At 42.2% G+C, this 16,388-nt stretch carries 16 protein-coding genes and 2 pseudogenes; 2 read left to right on the top strand and 16 right to left on the bottom strand.

Going from position 1 to position 16,388, the window contains the following annotated elements; translation table 11 throughout:
* From F6K37_RS06485 to F6K37_RS06410, 16 genes and pseudogenes are all read right to left on the bottom strand, one after another.
* A pseudogene (locus F6K37_RS06485) lies at window positions 1-470 on the bottom strand (hypothetical protein); the annotation flags it as partial.
* Between the two features lie 224 nt (window positions 471-694).
* A complete protein-coding gene (locus F6K37_RS06480; protein WP_008191076.1) occupies window positions 695-829 on the bottom strand; it encodes a hypothetical protein in 135 nt (44 codons plus the stop codon).
* A 123-nt stretch (window positions 830-952) separates the two neighbouring features.
* Window positions 953-1,711 (bottom strand): foldase protein PrsA, encoded by a 759-nt coding sequence (locus F6K37_RS06475; RefSeq protein ID WP_008191078.1) that lies wholly within the window; start codon window positions 1,709-1,711, stop codon window positions 953-955.
* A gap of 246 nt (window positions 1,712-1,957) precedes the next feature.
* Entirely contained in the window at window positions 1,958-2,254 is a 297-nt protein-coding gene (locus tag F6K37_RS06470) for a hypothetical protein (RefSeq protein ID WP_008191080.1), read from the bottom strand.
* A 284-nt stretch (window positions 2,255-2,538) separates the two neighbouring features.
* Window positions 2,539-2,826 carry a hypothetical protein gene (locus F6K37_RS06465; protein ID WP_008191083.1) on the bottom strand — a complete coding sequence of 96 codons (288 nt, stop codon included), beginning with the start codon at window positions 2,824-2,826 and terminating at the stop codon, window positions 2,539-2,541.
* A gap of 305 nt (window positions 2,827-3,131) precedes the next feature.
* Window positions 3,132-3,419: a hypothetical protein gene (locus F6K37_RS06460; protein ID WP_008191084.1), complete on the bottom strand. Its 288-nt coding sequence runs from the start codon at window positions 3,417-3,419 to the stop codon at window positions 3,132-3,134.
* 288 nt (window positions 3,420-3,707) lie between these two features.
* Complete coding sequence (locus F6K37_RS06455) at window positions 3,708-4,040, bottom strand: hypothetical protein (RefSeq protein WP_287249001.1); 333 nt, start codon at window positions 4,038-4,040, stop codon at window positions 3,708-3,710.
* A gap of 204 nt (window positions 4,041-4,244) precedes the next feature.
* Window positions 4,245-4,580 (bottom strand): hypothetical protein, encoded by a 336-nt coding sequence (locus F6K37_RS06450; protein WP_008191088.1) that lies wholly within the window; start codon window positions 4,578-4,580, stop codon window positions 4,245-4,247.
* A 78-nt stretch (window positions 4,581-4,658) separates the two neighbouring features.
* On the bottom strand, window positions 4,659-4,991 hold the full coding sequence (locus tag F6K37_RS06445; protein WP_008191090.1) for a hypothetical protein: 333 nt from the start codon (window positions 4,989-4,991) through the stop codon (window positions 4,659-4,661).
* A 1,120-nt stretch (window positions 4,992-6,111) separates the two neighbouring features.
* Complete coding sequence (locus tag F6K37_RS06440; protein WP_008191092.1) at window positions 6,112-6,546, bottom strand: HetP family heterocyst commitment protein; 435 nt, start codon at window positions 6,544-6,546, stop codon at window positions 6,112-6,114.
* 172 nt (window positions 6,547-6,718) lie between these two features.
* Window positions 6,719-8,320 carry a beta-barrel domain-containing protein gene (locus tag F6K37_RS06435; RefSeq protein WP_008191094.1) on the bottom strand — a complete coding sequence of 534 codons (1,602 nt, stop codon included), beginning with the start codon at window positions 8,318-8,320 and terminating at the stop codon, window positions 6,719-6,721.
* An 804-nt stretch (window positions 8,321-9,124) separates the two neighbouring features.
* Window positions 9,125-12,352, bottom strand: coding sequence for a peptide cleavage/export ABC transporter (locus tag F6K37_RS06430; RefSeq protein WP_287248996.1), 3,228 nt, complete (start codon window positions 12,350-12,352; stop codon window positions 9,125-9,127).
* A 181-nt stretch (window positions 12,353-12,533) separates the two neighbouring features.
* Window positions 12,534-12,710 (bottom strand): hypothetical protein, encoded by a 177-nt coding sequence (locus tag F6K37_RS06425; protein ID WP_008191101.1) that lies wholly within the window; start codon window positions 12,708-12,710, stop codon window positions 12,534-12,536.
* Window positions 12,711-12,849: 139 nt separating this feature from the next.
* Window positions 12,850-13,002 (bottom strand): annotated as a pseudogene (locus F6K37_RS45395) (HetP family heterocyst commitment protein); the annotation flags it as partial.
* A gap of 367 nt (window positions 13,003-13,369) precedes the next feature.
* Window positions 13,370-13,822, bottom strand: coding sequence for a hypothetical protein (locus F6K37_RS06415; RefSeq protein ID WP_008191104.1), 453 nt, complete (start codon window positions 13,820-13,822; stop codon window positions 13,370-13,372).
* A gap of 938 nt (window positions 13,823-14,760) precedes the next feature.
* A complete protein-coding gene (locus tag F6K37_RS06410) occupies window positions 14,761-14,949 on the bottom strand; it encodes a hypothetical protein (RefSeq protein WP_287248993.1) in 189 nt (62 codons plus the stop codon).
* A gap of 283 nt (window positions 14,950-15,232) precedes the next feature.
* Between F6K37_RS06410 and F6K37_RS06405 the strand changes: the two genes are divergently transcribed.
* Window positions 15,233-15,700: a phosphate-starvation-inducible PsiE family protein gene (locus F6K37_RS06405; protein ID WP_008191106.1), complete on the top strand. Its 468-nt coding sequence runs from the start codon at window positions 15,233-15,235 to the stop codon at window positions 15,698-15,700.
* Between the two features lie 20 nt (window positions 15,701-15,720).
* Window positions 15,721-16,185 carry a nitrate reductase associated protein gene (locus F6K37_RS06400; RefSeq protein ID WP_287248990.1) on the top strand — a complete coding sequence of 155 codons (465 nt, stop codon included), beginning with the start codon at window positions 15,721-15,723 and terminating at the stop codon, window positions 16,183-16,185.
* The last annotated feature ends 203 nt before the right edge of the window (window positions 16,186-16,388 follow it).

Genomic DNA, 16,388 nt, shown 5'->3' with positions numbered 1-16,388 from the left:
TTATTCCTCCTGGCTCTGCTGTTAATAAATTTAAGCCACTGAATAATTTTACTTGATTAAAGCCTTGGCTCCATAAAAGCTTGCTTGTTAATGTTACTATGGTCGAATCAATCGGAAATAATGCTAATTTATTCTTCCCTACTTTTGGGCTTTTATGTAGAGCTTTTCTTAATTGAATTAACAAATTATAAAACAACATTGGATTTCTCACTTTGCTCGCCTTAGAGAAAGTCGATATGTCTACATCTATGCCACGTACATTCAAACGCTTAAATAAACTCCTCATACTAGTTTGACTTTGGTCTAATACAAATTCTAACCAGGTTGATACAAATAGCGATGCAGCGCGGTCTTGGGGGTTTCCCCCATGAGCGACTGCATCAAGACAGGAAAGTATTGAGGACTGGATAATCATCAGTAGGTAGTTTTCCTAGGTGTTTTTTGATGATTTGTGGAAAATTTGATATCATTTAAGCAACATTATTATATTTTTATTTGGCCTCTATTTTATCAAATTAGAGGCTATTTGTCTAGTTTGTTAACTATCATTCAACATTTCTGAGCTAAATGCTTACTCAAGACAAGGTCAAAAACGGTAATTATTTTGTATAATTGATTTAGAAATGCTATAGGTAAACTACTTACTATAAGAAGCATAGCAAGAGGATGAACTTCTGCTATAAATTCTGCCACTCTAGTCTCTTTTGACAGTAACCTCTTGAATAATGGTTGCTTCATCCCCAGAGGCAGTTGCTGTACTTTCGGCTTGGACTACAACCGTACCATCTGCTGAAACTATCCATTTTCTGATTGTCTGGGAACGTCTCATGGTTACATCACTCTAGTTAGTAATTTTCGTTAGTTATTTTAGTTATGAGGTAAATTAAATTTACTTACCCCTGCTCTCTGCTCCGAAGCTCCCTGCTCTCTAAAACCATTAATAGCATTGGGATTATTCCCCAGTATTGATGGTACTAATTTCACTATGGATCATATAGTTAACTTCACTATTGAGCCACTCTTGAAACATACTCTGTAAAATTTCTTTAGACTTTTCTTCGGTTAATTCAGCTGGAATAAATTCTTCAACTAAGAAAAGATGATATCCTTGTTCGGTTTGCAGGGGATGAGTCACTTCTCCTGGCTGAACACTAAAGATAAGGGCAGCTATCTCAGGCTTAAAACTCCAACGAGGCAACTTTCCTTCATAGCCACACCGTCGCTGCCTTTCTGGGTCTATATCATAGAAATGAGCAGCTTCATAAAAACTGATTTCTCCTTCCTCAATCTGATAGAAAAGCTCCTGAGCAATTTCCTCAGAATCCACCAGAATTTGATAAACCAAAACTTGCTCAAAGTCCAGTCGATTTTGAGCAAAGCTTTTTTCCACATCTTTATAAAATAAGGACTCAGCAAGCTTTTGGGCAAGCAAGCGATCGCTAATTCCCGCTTCCCAATCCTCTGCTGTCACCATCTGATCTGCCAGCCAGGCCAATGTTTCTGCTGCCTTTTCCAAACGATTGGCATAACGGATCTCATCCGCCTGAGCTTGCACGTCTTCTGGTGTGACTGTTATCCCTCTTTCTTGAGCCGCTTTATTGATAACTCGTTGATACAAAACTTTTTGACAGATGCCCTTCAGATGCATCTCCTTTTTCAAGGAGTACATAATTTCCTCTGGAGTCACCGATGCTTTGGAAAGGTCAACCATTACACCCGATTATGAACTATAACTGGAACTACTTACAGTCTTGGTCAGAGTCAGCTGAGTTAACTGTCTGACTCTTATCATCATACAAAAAGCAATTCCTAAATTTTGCCAATTTGCCAAATTGAGGGCGGAGTATTTGCCAGCAAAAATCCAAGTTGAGACTTATCCCTCAATCAAAACACCTCGCCCCTCAATCCCCGTTTTGAAGCCAGCACACAGAAACTAGATTTTATTAAGCTGATAGCTTTAGAAGTATCTGCTAAAAAAGTTAGTCCTCGTGAAAAAAGCTTCCTGAATATCAGGTACTGAGAAGTTATCAGTACCAGCCCTAGCTTCAACAATACCCGCAGTGTTTGTGGCTTTATTAGCAGATGCTTGCACTGCACTCGTAGCCATGTTTCCCTTAGGATCCATGCTCATGGCATTACTCATAGTACTTGCTGCCTCAGAATTTACTTCCGATACAGATATAATTGCAGAATGACTACCGTTCATGGTTGTAAATGAGCCAGGTAACTCCCATAACCGAAAGTGATCAAACATAATCGTTAAACTCCTTTGTTACTAATGGAACGAGTTAAAAACATTTTAATTATTGAAAAATTCACTAATTTTTTTGCATAAATCGGGAACTTCGGATCAGGAATATTCGGATCGGGTAACTTGGAATCAGTGGACGATAATTGACAAAAACATTATCAGAAAAGCGATGGAGCCCTTAAAACCCTTGTTACTATTGCTAGCTTACCTATTGCTAGCTTGCCTATTGCCTTAAAAGGATAAGCAAAGTACCTCACCGAATTGATAACTGCTATATATTTGTTGAGTTATCCAATCAAACGATAAATCCCAAAGGGATCATGGACAGAATAACCCCAGTAATGACGATCCCTAGCCCTAGCCTCAGCTTTTGCCCTAGCTTCAGAAAAGAACTCGTCTACATGGATAAAGCTTTCTACGGAAGTATCGGTATGCTGAGCTAACGCATCGGCCTGAGCATTAGTGGCACCAATGCCAGGACCAGCGAAGGCTTCAGCAGTAGTAAAAACAAAACCACCTAAAATAGGGTGGTCTGTTGCCTGTAGCTCAAAATATTCTAATTGAGCAATTTTCATGAATGATTCTCCTGGTAAAATTAGCTAATGCTTAATTGTGATCGGGAGCATCTAAAAGCAACTAAATATAAAAGCAACTAAAAATGATAAATTGGGAGCACCGTTTTCTGTAAGTACCGAGCAAGATGCTCCCACTACCAATTACGTCCTTATTTTACTAACCACAAGCAAAATGCTTCCACTACCAATTCACAAAAATGGGATGCTCCCATTGTGATTAATGCTGCGGAAAGATGTTACTGATTTTTGCTTCATCTTTCCGCAGCATTGATAGCCTTAAGTCTCAAGGATTACTCTAAGCCGTTTTAGTAATAATGCTTCTTATTCTTAGAAGAACTAACAGATATTGTACTTAGGGTAGATTGAGAACCATGCTCAGTAGTGGTAGTACTGCCAGTGACGTTAGTGAAGGTCTTCTCACCAAAGGCTTGTGCGCGGCCATCAATCGTAGCTACGTTCTCTTCAATGTCAATACCGACGTTGATAAATTTGTTAAATCCGAAAGGGAAGTAAGGTTGGTAGTAGCCATATCCACCCACAACTTTGGGGTCTTCAGCAATAGTTTCTAAATGATTTAGATCAGAAATAATCATTATTTATTTCTCTCCTTTTTGTTTTTTAATAAAACTGCTTGTTTGACACTTAAATTAAACTATCAAAGTTCAAAATGTTTGTCTCGCTAATTTGGCAATTAACCTATTGAGTTCCGGTTTGATATAACTACTGATACTTTAGTATTTTGAAGTTATCAAAATGAATTACTTACACCTAAAATTGAGTGCAATAATCTTGATATAGAATTGAATTTAATGCATTATATTAGGATATGAATACACCCATGTTTACAAATTACTTAATCACAAAAAGTTCCTGATTAAGTACTAACGGCTGATAGCAGAGAAGCCAATACCTACAGACTTGGAACCAGTTACTCCACCTTGCTCAATAGTGATGAAGACGCTTTCTTGCTTAGTAGCAACGTTATTACCTTTATCGCTAGAAGCTTCAGATGTAACACCACCTGAAGCGGTAATACCATTAATGTCTACACGAGAGATAATGCTGGTATTGAAAATTTCGGTTTCAGTGATGTTGCTGGTGGTGTTGAAAACGCTGTTGACATTGTTGTTAAATGTGATTCCAGCAATAGTAGTACCACCTTGAACTTGGCTAGCGTCAACGGATTCTAGATGGTTTAGATCAGAAATAAGCATTGATTTTCTCCTTTTTTATTGTTAATAATGGGCAAACCCATCTAAATTATAGAAACGTTACTCAGAAAAGATTTCAAACTTAATAAGTTAAAATACTTATCATATGAATCTCATATCCAGTAGGCATTTCAAAATAAGATGCGTTTACCCTGAATAATGAATCGAGGTTTACAAATTACTTAATTAGTAACTTGTCCTGATTAATTAATGACGGCTGATTCCAGAGAAGCCAATACCTACGGACTTGGAACCAGTTACTCCACCTTGCTCAATAGTGATGAAGACGCTTTCTTGCTTAGTAGCAACGTTATTACCTGCATCGCTAGAACCTTCAGATGTAGTACCACCTGAAGCGGTAATACCATTAATGTCTACGCTAGAGGTAATGCTGGTATCGAAAACTTCAGTTTCGGTGATGGTGCTGGTGGTGTTGAAAACGCTGGTGACATTGTTGTTGAATGTGATTCCAGCAATAGTAGTACCACCTTGAACTTGGCTAGCCTCAACGGATTCTAGATGATTTAAGTCAGAAATAAGCATTGATTTTCTCCTTGTTGGTTGTTGATGATGAATCGAGGTTTAGAAACTAATTAATCAGAAACTTTTCGTGATTAATTACTAACGGCTGATTCCAGAGAAGCCAAGACCTACAGACTTGGAACCAGTTACGCCACCTTGCTCAATAGTGATGAAGACGCTTTCTTGCTTAGTAGCAACGTTATTACCTTGATCGCTAGAACCTTCAGATGTAGTACCACCTGAAGCGGTAATACCATTAATGTCTACGCTAGAAGTAATGCTGGTATTGAAAACTTCAGTTTCGGTGATGGTGCTGGTGGTGTTGAAAACGCTGGTGACATTGTTGTCGAATTGGATTCCAGCAATAGTAGTACCACCTTGAACTTGGCTAGCCTCAACGGATTCTAGATGGTTTAAGTCAGAAATAAGCATTGATTTTCTCCTTCTTTGTTGTTGATTTTATTTCTGTGGAGCAGCTTTGTTTTAGCTGTTGATATAACTATATCCATATTCCCCTAGGCATGTCTCGCCAATTTGGCTTCAAGCTTTTATTTTTTGAAAATCACTGGATTTACTAAAAGGATGTAGTCAGCAGTAACCAATTCTGGATTAGTTCAAATAGATTGGTAATATTTCTGGGGTTTTAGTCAAGTAAATTCTTAGGAATAAACTGGTCATTATATCTAATATAAAAAAAAATGAACGCCACTTTGGCTTGAGATTGATGCTTGACTCCTCCCACAACTAAAGAGTGACTAGTAACCGATTCTGAATTAGTTCAAAGAGATGGGTAAGGTTGATGGGGTTTTAGTGAAGTAAATTATTAGTAATGAACCGGTTATTATATCAAATCTAATTAAAAATATGAACGCCACTTTGGCTTGAGATTGATGGTTGAATCCTCCCACAACTAAAGTAAGTGCTAAAGTCCGTGCTATGTCCAGTCATTAGTTAATAGCAAAGGGAACAGCGGATCACCGGAACAGGGAGCAGGGAGCAGGGAGTGTGGGAAGTGTGAGGAGAGGGGGCGTGTGGGGAGATCGGGAGATGGGGAGATGGGGAGATGGGGAGATGAAATTAATAATGTGTAGCCCTGTGAGGGCTAAGAATTGGTATAACCTGAGTTCGATATAAGCGATCGCTTGAGGAAAGACTAAGGAATACAAGGGTTGGGCAACTAGGCTAGATTAAGGCTTTCAGGGTTACGTCGAACTTAGGTTAACTAGGGATTAGCCACGCTTAAACCCTTAGATTAGGCCCGCTTAACCATTAACCGTGCCACCTAGCCCTCACCCTCAAAACTAAATTGACAGAGTACTAGGGCTGTTTTTACTAGGGCTGTTTCATTCCGGTCTGTGATCAGATAAAAAAACGCCTCGTCCATCAACAGGTGCGACCCGTGGCGAATTTAATTCGCCAACGAAAAGCGCACCTAATGGACAAGGCGGTTATTAATGAATTACTTTGACCACAGGCTTAGTCTGATCTGGTGTGGTGGTAAGCAGTGGCTGGTAATGACAAGGAGGATGGGTAGGAAAATGATTATACCTGCTCACCACAGGGAAACCAAACAGTCTTGCCGTAAATAATCGGTTAACTTCTTGAGGATGGATTCCTCTTCTTCCAGTTCAGTGATTAAGCACTGTTCTTGATCGCCACCGTGGACCTGTGAAGTTTTCTTGCCAAGGGTCTCTACATAAGCCAGATCTTTGATCTGGCTCAAACGCTGCCGTGCATTCAAGACTTTATTGCTATTGGTCATCATACTAGCTTGCTTCTGTAAGATCATGTCCCGGTTTTGTTTGAGCAAGCGGCTGTAGGTTCTAGAAGGCATGTAGTCTAGGGGGTTATGGCCTGCCAAGCGTAGCATTAACACACAAGCCCAAGAATATTTGCCATCAAGGATGGCTTCCTCGATCTCGCTAAACTTATCAATATCCATCATTTTGTCGAGCTTGGTATTGGCAGAAGGAATACGATAGGTCATGGTTATTTCTTATCCTGTAAGTCTAAAGGTCAATAGTTTATAAGCTGGGGTGCAGTTAACTTGCAGATTTCAAGGAATTACTAGCAAGTTGACTACTAAAAATTAACGGTCAACTGTTAACCGTCAACGGAAAACGATCAGTCAGTGATGAAAGTGATTTGAGAACAGAGCACTATAGATCGATGCCGCTTTTTTGCAGTTGTCGCATCGGATCCAATAAGAAATCGATAATCCGACGGCGGCGGATGATGATGTCAGCATTGGCGGTTTGACCAGCCTTAAACCGGATGATTTCATCCTCTTCAATCACATAGTCACGGTCGAGGGACACTTTCACCTTATAGACTGAACCCATTACTTGATCGGCTTTAGCATCGGAAGAGATGGAAATCACCGTGCCTTTGATGATGCCGTAATCCTGATAGGGATAGGCATCAAATTTCACTTGCACCGCCATTCCTTCGTTAATAAACCCTGCCTCGCGAGTAGGCAAACTTGCGGATAGCACTAAGGGGGCACCTTGAGGAGCGATTTCGGCGATGCTACGTCCCGGTTGCACGACTTCACCAGCATTACCAATGTTGAGGGAAGATATTATCCCATCCACTGGCGCTTTGAGAAACTTCTGTTTGAGCCTGGTTTTAGCAGTAGTAACCAGGGTTTCATTTTCAGAAATTCTAGCTTTGATTTGGGTCAGTTCCACTTCCAACTGTTGAATTTTCTGCTGTGCTTCCAGGCGAGTGGTGCGTCCCGTTGCTTGCCGATGCTCTAATTCTGCCTCTAGTCGCTTAATTTCTGCTAAAGTTTGTTGTAGCTCACCTCGGCTTTGGCTAGTCGCCGCTTCGCGATCGCGTATACTTTGCTGAGCTTGAAAGATCTGTTCGCGAGTACTCAAACCCTCTTGCAGTTTGCTTTCGGTAACAGCACTTTGGCTAGCACGAAAGCTTTGTTCTGCTTGAAATACCTGTTCTTTCGAGATTGCTCCTTCTGCCAACAGAGGCTTAAGGTTATCGAGTCGTTCCTTGAGAGCCACTACATTAGCCCGCCGTTGCTGGAGCAGTTCTTGGGCTGTCGCCTGCACCAGCTTCATCCGTTGTAATCGTTCGCGATTAGCAGCTTTAGCTAACTGATGTTGAATGATTTGTTGTCTAATTGCCGATGCACTAGCTTGTGCTCGTGCGATCGAAGCTTGTTGTGCTTGAACTTCTGCTTGGGTAATCTGCTCACGAGTTTCTACTTCTAGACGGGTTCTTTCAAGCAGTCCTTGCATCTGAACTAACCTAATCCGGTCTGCATTAAGAACTTTCTCTAAACGTTCTACTTCCTGAGTGGCAAGCTCTGTATCCAGTTCCACCAAGACTTCCCCAGCTTTAACCGCTTGCCCTTCTTTGACCTTAATACTAGCAATCTTGCCTGGCTCAATCGGGTCAACTTTATAAACGTCGCCTTTTGGCACTAAGCTTCCATGAGCTTTACCGACTTCATCAATCTGCCCAAACGTTGCCCAAGCCACAAATATCGTACAGAAGCTTAATCCACCCAACATCAAGAGCCGGGGAAGGTTCGCCGGAGGCTGGTCGAGGGTAGTTTGTATCGAGGTTGACCATTTGGACGTACTAGGAGCATTGGCAGTATTGCTTCCTACCTCTGTGCTGGGTGAGCCTGGCTCTTGGTCATAATCAGGTCTCAGGCGACCTGATGGCATTAAAACGACGTTACCCTGACGACTCGTAGCCGCCTCAGGTGGGGAGTTGATTGGTTTTGCTTGTGTCATGGTGGTAGATCACGCTAAATTAACATTTTAGGGAAATGACCAATGTTTTGGGAAAGAAAGCGACCAATTCTCGTGCTGCCCTTAGCTTCCCGGGGTGAGTTTGGTATTGTTGGGCAGGCCGAAATCTTTGGCATTACCTGACTCTACTTGCCCCTTTTTCAGATAGCTTCAATGCACCCCGAGATCAGAACTTAAACCCTTCCCCTTTAAGTAGCCGTCGGTCGGTCAAACCTATTGCCTGAGCACGCTGTGAGGTGTGGACTTGAGCAGGACTGACCCTAGGGTTAGGCTCTCCAAGTTACCTGCGTCTCACCTTTAGTGGGGTGCATGGGAATGAATTAAACAAAGGAATTGGAATTAAACTCTCCGGTGAGTGTGCGTCATGGAGAATTCTCAGGGGATTCTAAACGGTGGTTACGAAATGGGTGTGGAGCCATATCTGAACACGTTTTCATCCCCTTATATTCACACAGGGCTTTTCCACTTTTCTGATAAAAGATCAATTTCATCTGAGTATGTTGCTAAATTGGCAGATTTTTGGCAGCTTTTTACAAAGCTTGACATAGTGATAGCTAGCTTCAAATTTCATTAATTATTAGTCATTAGTCATTAGTCCTTTTCACATGACTGTGTTGCCAAATTGGCAAATTTTTACATAGTTTGATATAGTCATAGGTAGCTTCAAATTTTCTTAGTCATTAGTCCTTTGTGACTAACCAGGGTCTATGGGGATTTACAAATGACTAATGACTAAATAACTAATAACTAATAACTAATGACTAATGAGCACTTGTTAACGATCTATTAAAGATCTAGCTGCTGCTGTGCTAGATGATAGTAAAGACCTTGACGATCCATGAGTTCCTGATGGTTGCCTTTCTCGACCAGAACACCTCGGTCTAGGACAAGGATGCAGTCAGCATTGCGCACTGTAGAGAGGCGGTGGGCGATGATGAAGGTAGTGCGATCGCGACTAATGCGAGCTAAGTTTTGTTGAAAGCGGCGCTCGGATTCTGTATCTAGGGAGCTAGTCGCTTCATCCAGAATCAGAATCTTGGGGTTGCCCAATAGGGCTCGGGCTATGGCAATCCTTTGTCGCTGTCCACCAGAAAGGGTAGAGCCTCGCTCTCCTACTTTTGTATTATATCCCAAAGTCATACCTTGAATAAAAGCATGAGCTTCTGCTAGTTTGGCTACCTCTACGGCTTCATCCAGGCTGAAATCCGGTCGGTAGAGAGTGATATTTTCGACAATTGTCCCCGAGAACAAGAAACATTCTTGGGGTACCACACCCATTTGAGAACGCAAAGATTGGGGGGAAATATGGCGGATATCGTGTCCATCTATCAAAATACGACCATTAGTCGGATGATAGAGACCTTGCAGTAGCTTCACCAAGGTACTCTTGCCAGAGCCACTGCGCCCCACTAGAGCAATGGTTTCTCCAGCCCTAATCTGTAGGGAAATATTCTGTAGGATATTGCGATCCTCATCCTCGGAGTATCGGAAGGTAACATCTTCCAATATTACATCACCCTTAATCTCAGGTAGAACCAACATTGGTTCTTGAGGATTCTCCTCTGGCTTAGCAGATAAGACATCATTAAGCCGTTCTACAGACACCAAGATTTCTTGAAACTCATCCCAAAGATTCACTAGAGCCAAAATCGGACCAGTGACTCGGCCAATGAGCATATTAAACGCGACATACTGACCGATAGTAAGCTGCTCATTAATTACTAAGCTAGCGCCAAACCAAAGCAAAGCGGTGCTGCTGAGAGTATTAATTAGAGAACTAATTGACCCTAACCCGTTAGCCAGGTTTCTACCTTTAAATTGTACATTCAACTGATTGGTGAGGCGATCTTCCCAGCGCCAGCGCACTTCTTGTTCCGAAGCCGCCGTTTTCACAGTAGCAACCCCTGACATCATTTCCACTAACATAGAATTTTGTTGGGCTGCTTCTTTAAAGATTTCCCTGGACACCTGGCGTAGAAAGGGACTGGCAATCACAGTCAAGATGGCGATGGGGAAAATCGTTGCCAGCACCAGCAAGGTTAAGCGCCAATTGTAGTAGAGCATTAGTCCAATATAGACAAACACCATCACCACATCTAGCCAAGTCGCAATCGCTTGCTGAGTTATAAAACCCTGAATTTTTCCAGTTTCCTGAATTCGGGTCAGGATATCCCCCACCTGGCGGGATTCAAAAAACTTCAGGGGTAAGGTCAGGGTATGGTTAATGAAGCCACTGACGAAGGTGAGACTAAGCCGATTGGAAAAGTAGTCCAGCAAGTAGCGTCTGGTGAGACTAACCCCAATCGTCCAAAGGCCAAAGATGATTAGACCAATGGAGAAGACATTGAGAGTGACAAGGCTTCTGTTAATAATCACCCGGTCAAGAATGATCTGGGTAAATAAGGGAGTAATCAGACCAAAAACCTGAAGGATGAGGGTAGCCAAGATAATTTGCAGCAGGACTGAGCGATGGGGCCATAGCAATCCCCAAAACGGCCCTAAAGAACGTTTGTCGCTGGGAGTAATTGCTAGTTGGGGAGTTGGATCCAATAGCATGGCATACCCAGTCCAACTTTGGAGAAAGTCTTTGCGAGCAAGCGATCGCTTCCCCACTGCTGGATCGGCAACGAGTACCTTATTACCCTTTACCTGGTAGACAACAATATAGTGATCTCCTTGCCAGTGAGCAATCCAAGGATTACTCCGATCCGCTAAGCGACCTAAAGAAGCCCTGACTGGACTAGCTTGAAACCCTAAACTTTCCGCTGCTTTAGCTAAACCTTTGAGGGATGAACCAGAACGACCCACTCCCGCCAGTTCCCGCAGGGAGTTGAGAGCAAAGCGTTTGCCCCAATACTGCCCAATCATGGCTAAGCAGGCAGCACCACAATCAGAAGAAGCTTGCTGCTCAATAAAAGGATAGCGCTGCCAAAACCTTAGGAATCTCCCACCCGGCTTTGCTGGTTTGGGAAAATCAAAGCTTTCTGACTGACTGGGTTCAAGGGGCGTTTGTTGCTTAGGAGTTTCTAAAACTCGCCGAGTCGGTCGTGCTCTAGTCTGGTTTGCATGTGGTGACGGAGTATGGGTCTTGTTAACTACGCCTTGATCCGATGGAGATTTACCGTCACCATTTTTAGCACTTTGCCTGTTCTCCTGATCCGGTGACTCGGTGGAGTTAGCCAAAACTGGTGCGATCGCGCAAGCCGCTTGCCAATGCTCTTGAGGCAGCTGGTAAAGCAATACATCAGTTTGGGCAATCCAATCTGTGGGTACTGGCATCGGATATCCCCAACTTTCTCCGATGCTAGGAAATGGAGCAGAGGAATTTGCCTCTGTTCCTTCTGGCGTTCCCATTTGACCACTACGTAGCCAGCAATGACCAGCTTGGGAAGAGGACACCAGAGACTCCCCAGCCTCAATGCGTGTTTCTACGATGTAGGGCAACAGTTGATTTAGGGTAACACCGTTAAGCGATCGCAAATTGGTCAAAGTCTTGAAGAAAATTAGGCATTGCCGGTGCTGGGCTTGTTTCCCCAGGATTTCCGACCACTTTGGCAACCGTTCCAACCAAGGCAAGAGTTGATTTAGGGAAATACGAGCAACTTGTCCTGAACTCGCTGCGATCGCTCTGTAAGGATAGGATAGACTACCTAAGAGATCATAGGCACCAAAAGTTTCCCCTTCTTCGAGTACCTGTATGGAAACCTCCCGCTGTTTTTCAGCATCAAAGCCTAGTAGTCGTACCCGACCCTGACAAACTAGGTAAAGATATTGGTGATCTTGTTCAATCTCAACAGAATCTTGGGATAGCTCTGGTTTAGTATAGGCAAGGATTTTATCCCCTAGCTGGAAGTGATCAAGGTCAAATGATTGACTAAATTCGTAGTTGAGCTTTGGATCGACTGAGTCTAGGGTCAAGCTTTGAAGCACCACTGATAAATTGCTAGCAGGGTCTGGGTTGATAGAAGACGGTGGTTTACTAGGCTCTGCTGAATCCCTGATTATATTCTTCATATGTTAAACATTGAAAATTGATTTTTAACAATTAACCATTTACAATTAACCATTTATAATGAACTACATTTATTTATCTAATAACTTAGTTTTTGTCAAGTCATTAACCGGCTAGTTACCAATAATTCACAAAAAATTCACAAATACTTTAAGTAAACTTCATCGAAACTTTAAATTCCCCCTAGAGCATCTGGTGTAAAGTAAACCCATAAGGGTTGGGGAAAGGGAGATAGGAGGTCAAGTCATCAGCCAGCTCATCAAGCCAATAGATGTCAGCTAGATCTAAGCAGATAGTGCGGTTGATGCGAGTGCAGTTCAACAGATTAAACGGGAAGACGTTGAAAACTAGGCTCTGCATCAATAATCAATCAAACTGACCTAGGCAGGTGGTTAACTTCAGACTTGATGAATCTCCCAACTTTCCCTAACCCTGACTAGACCTTACTAACAACCTGTGATTGTGAGACAGGGGTTTTGCCAACTGGATGCTTACCAGATTGACTATTTTCTTTGATTAAGCGATTGTAGGTTCGGTAAGGGATGTAATGGAGGGGGTTGTAACCAGAAAAACGCAGAACTAACACACAAGCCCAAGAATACTTGCCCGCGATGATAGCTTCTACGACCTGGTTAAGCTGCTCATTATTCATGACTTGTTCAGAGCTCGTAGAGGTTGACGTTGGTTGAGATGTTCTACTAGTTGATGGTCTACTAGTTATTGAGAGTAATTTTTTGGCCATGGTAGTCACCCAGAATTAACGACATCATGTAATGGTCTATACCCAACTGGCAAAGGGAAGTTGCCAGTTCACCGGGGTAATAATTAAGCCTTGGAACAGGTTTTGGATTATTGCAATTGAACCACGTAGCTGACTATGGGCTTTTAGCTCATAGTTGTTTGTCTAAACTTTGTATAAACACGCTTTGTATAAACACTTAAGCTACTACAAACTAGCGTGGGGGACAATAACAAACTCTCAACCCAAGGATTAATCGGTGGAATATGTTGAGGCTCACTCACTCAACATATTCCACCATGATCATTGGCCACAATCGATTTAACAACTGCTGGAGTAGAACCGACTTGAGTTTGAGATCGATTACCAATCTAAATACTTGCCAGTGGGGTTGAGTTTTCCCAATCAGCCCCATATGAGTCCCTTGTAATGTGGGCAGCTCAGTGATTGCAGTTATGTCACAAAATACTTTCAGGAGATTGAACATCCCTTGCAGTAAGCTGATTGCCCCCTTTTTTGCTCCCACCGAGACTGATACGTTTGACGATAGCACATCATTCCGGAAGCTGCTATCGTGTTCAATGCCTTCAGTGCCAACACCAGTGTCGGAGGTGTCAGATGTAAGAACCCTCAGCAATCGGTTCGAGATAGTTAACCCACAGCACTGCCAGCTATGGCTAGGGTCGTCAGTGGGATTTAAACCTACTGCTTTTAGGTTCAATTTGCTAAGCACCCCTGAAAACCTCTTAGTAAAAAGCTGGATTAGAGAACGCGGCGATGGCTTCCGCTTTCCTAATGGTATGTTCATGAGTCTGTCGGATGATTTTTTCAAAGTTGATGCTGTTGTGACACCTAATGTTACACCTAATTTTTCACAATACCAGAGGCTTGCCTACATAGAGTAAGCGCAGATGAGCGTGAAATATTGATCCTATTTCAGGCCAGTTACAACAACAAAAAATACAAACCCTCTTTAAATTCCTCTGTCTTTAGACAGAAAAATTTTATGTTGTCTGGAGTAAATCCCCAAACACCTAGACACCGAAACAGATGAGCACCTGAATTTACCAATATTATAGAGTTTTTATCTAGAGTTTCTGTGTGGCTAACTGCTGAGCTGAACGATTTGAGTATATCTACTCAGCCTTAGCTCCATAACGGCGATGGCGTCTAACCTGAAGTAGTTACAAGTTCTATTCAAAAAGCTGGCCGAGTGAGCTGAAACAATAAAATCAAGCTTCTTGAGCATAGTTACCCTCTTTGATTCTTTCAAAAAAGACAAATCCAAAATTGGATTGGTTTGGCTGTCAGGTTGATGAAGTTATATTTCACGCCGATGATCTTGAACCTGAAACTTTGTTCATCTACAAAAGGAAATCTAGTAAATTCAAGGGGTAATTGTCAAGCGAAAACTCACATTTCTTTTCTACATTCACATTTTGTTCATATTTTCTTCACAAAATTACCAAATTTACGCAAATTTCACACAATCTTCACGTAATCTTGAGTAAGCTGAGAAGGAAATCTAGGACCTATATGTCACCCTGCTCAACTTAAAGATAACTTTAATCAAATCTTTACTATATGTTTACTAAATCTTGCTCCACCCCCAATGTAAATTTTTGTGACAAATATCATGGTCAATCTGCCCCCTCTGTCCCCTCTTCGGGTCTATTCTCCCTCTAGGGTTACTGAACTAAGGAACTCCGTCAAGTGTAGTCGGGTCAGTGACCAATTCCCAATTCCCAATTCCCAATTACCTTCAATCATTGCATGAATCAGCAACGCCCTCCCTCTTGCCGATCGTCTTGGCTTTATGACGTCATAGAGATTGTGATAGTTGAACAAGGGGGGTGGCATCAGGGTAAGCGCAAGAATCAATAAGCTGTAGCTTATTGAGAAAAAACTGGGTTCATTATCAACTATTAAACTCTATTGAGAATCAAGTTCTACGAGATTATAGGGGTTTCGAGCCACGATCAACCGATATCCAGCCAATGCACATTATGGGCAATTTTTTCTGGCGCTTACCCTGGGGGTGGCATCAGGGAAAGGCAACCACAACATTGACTCATCTGTTCCGTTTATACCCCGTCGAAGTGTTAAAATCAACCATCATCTGTATTTTTACTAACCTATTCCTATGAGGCGGTTAAGACAACTCTTCCAAAAACTTAGAAATGCAGGCAAAGATGAGAATTTTTTATACGGGCTAAATCTGTTCGAGGGTTTTGTTTCCAAAGTTCTCTCTTTGGTGATGGTGGTGGTAATATTGGTTGCACTTAGAAGCCTAGTTATCTCACTAGTTAAAGAAATAACCAATCCAGAAGCAATAGTTTTGAGCAAAACACTTTTCAAAATATTTGGACTGTTTCTAAATATTCTCATTGCACTAGAAATTTTAGAGAATATAACCGCTTATCTGCGAAAACATGTTATTCAACTTGAGTTAGTTGTTGTTACGTCTTTAATTGCCGTTGCCCGTAAAATCATTATTCTTGACCTGGAAAAAACTTCTGGAAGCCAGGTAATTGGATTAGCAATTGCCATTATATCTCTATCAATTAGTTACTGGATTATCCGCAGTACTAGCACAAGAAAACTTCATTAATGAATAAGATTGAGAAGACTATGACTAATTTTTTCCAATTTGAAACGGATTTTGTGGATTCTTTACGGTGCATTCCTATACAAGTGCGGATGAAATTAGACACTTGCGGCATCAAACTTAAACTGAGCCACTGGCATCAGTTTAATCAACAGGAGCGTCAGCAACTGGTAGAGATACCCTGCACTACGACCGAGTCAATCCAAAAGTATGGAGACTATGTTCAACACCTAGTTATAAACTATACAGGAAAACCGGCTTCTAATTTACCTGTTGATCCCCAAGCTCCCTGGATGAATTCTCAGGTAATTCCATCTACCGTGGCGGAAAAAGCTATGGAATTTGGAGTCGTAGTAACTCCTCAACAGTGGGCAGCACTAACTCCTATCCAACGTTTTGCCCTGATTAAACTGACGCGCCCTAGTCATGAAAACAAAAACTTTTTACCAGCACTCAAGGAATTCCAATTAGTTATTGTTGACCGTTAACCTACCCTACAAGAGACGGGTGCATCTCATTTTTGCCGTTTGAGCAGGTGGTGCGTTACGGGACGGATGCTGCTGGCGAATTCGTGAAACCCTTATTCTGCCGTAATCTGCTCCCCTCTCCCAAGGTTGGGAGAGGGGCTGGGGGTGAGGGCTGAGGGGGCTTCTTGGTTTGTTAAGAAATATTTCACCAACAGCATCCGGGA

This window comes from Moorena sp. SIO4E2, assembly GCF_010671945.1.
GTDB classification, from domain to species: Bacteria; Cyanobacteriota; Cyanobacteriia; order Cyanobacteriales; family Coleofasciculaceae; genus Moorena; species Moorena producens.
The sequence above is the reverse complement of the archived record's forward strand: the minus strand, read 5'-3'. Positions and strand labels throughout refer to the sequence as shown.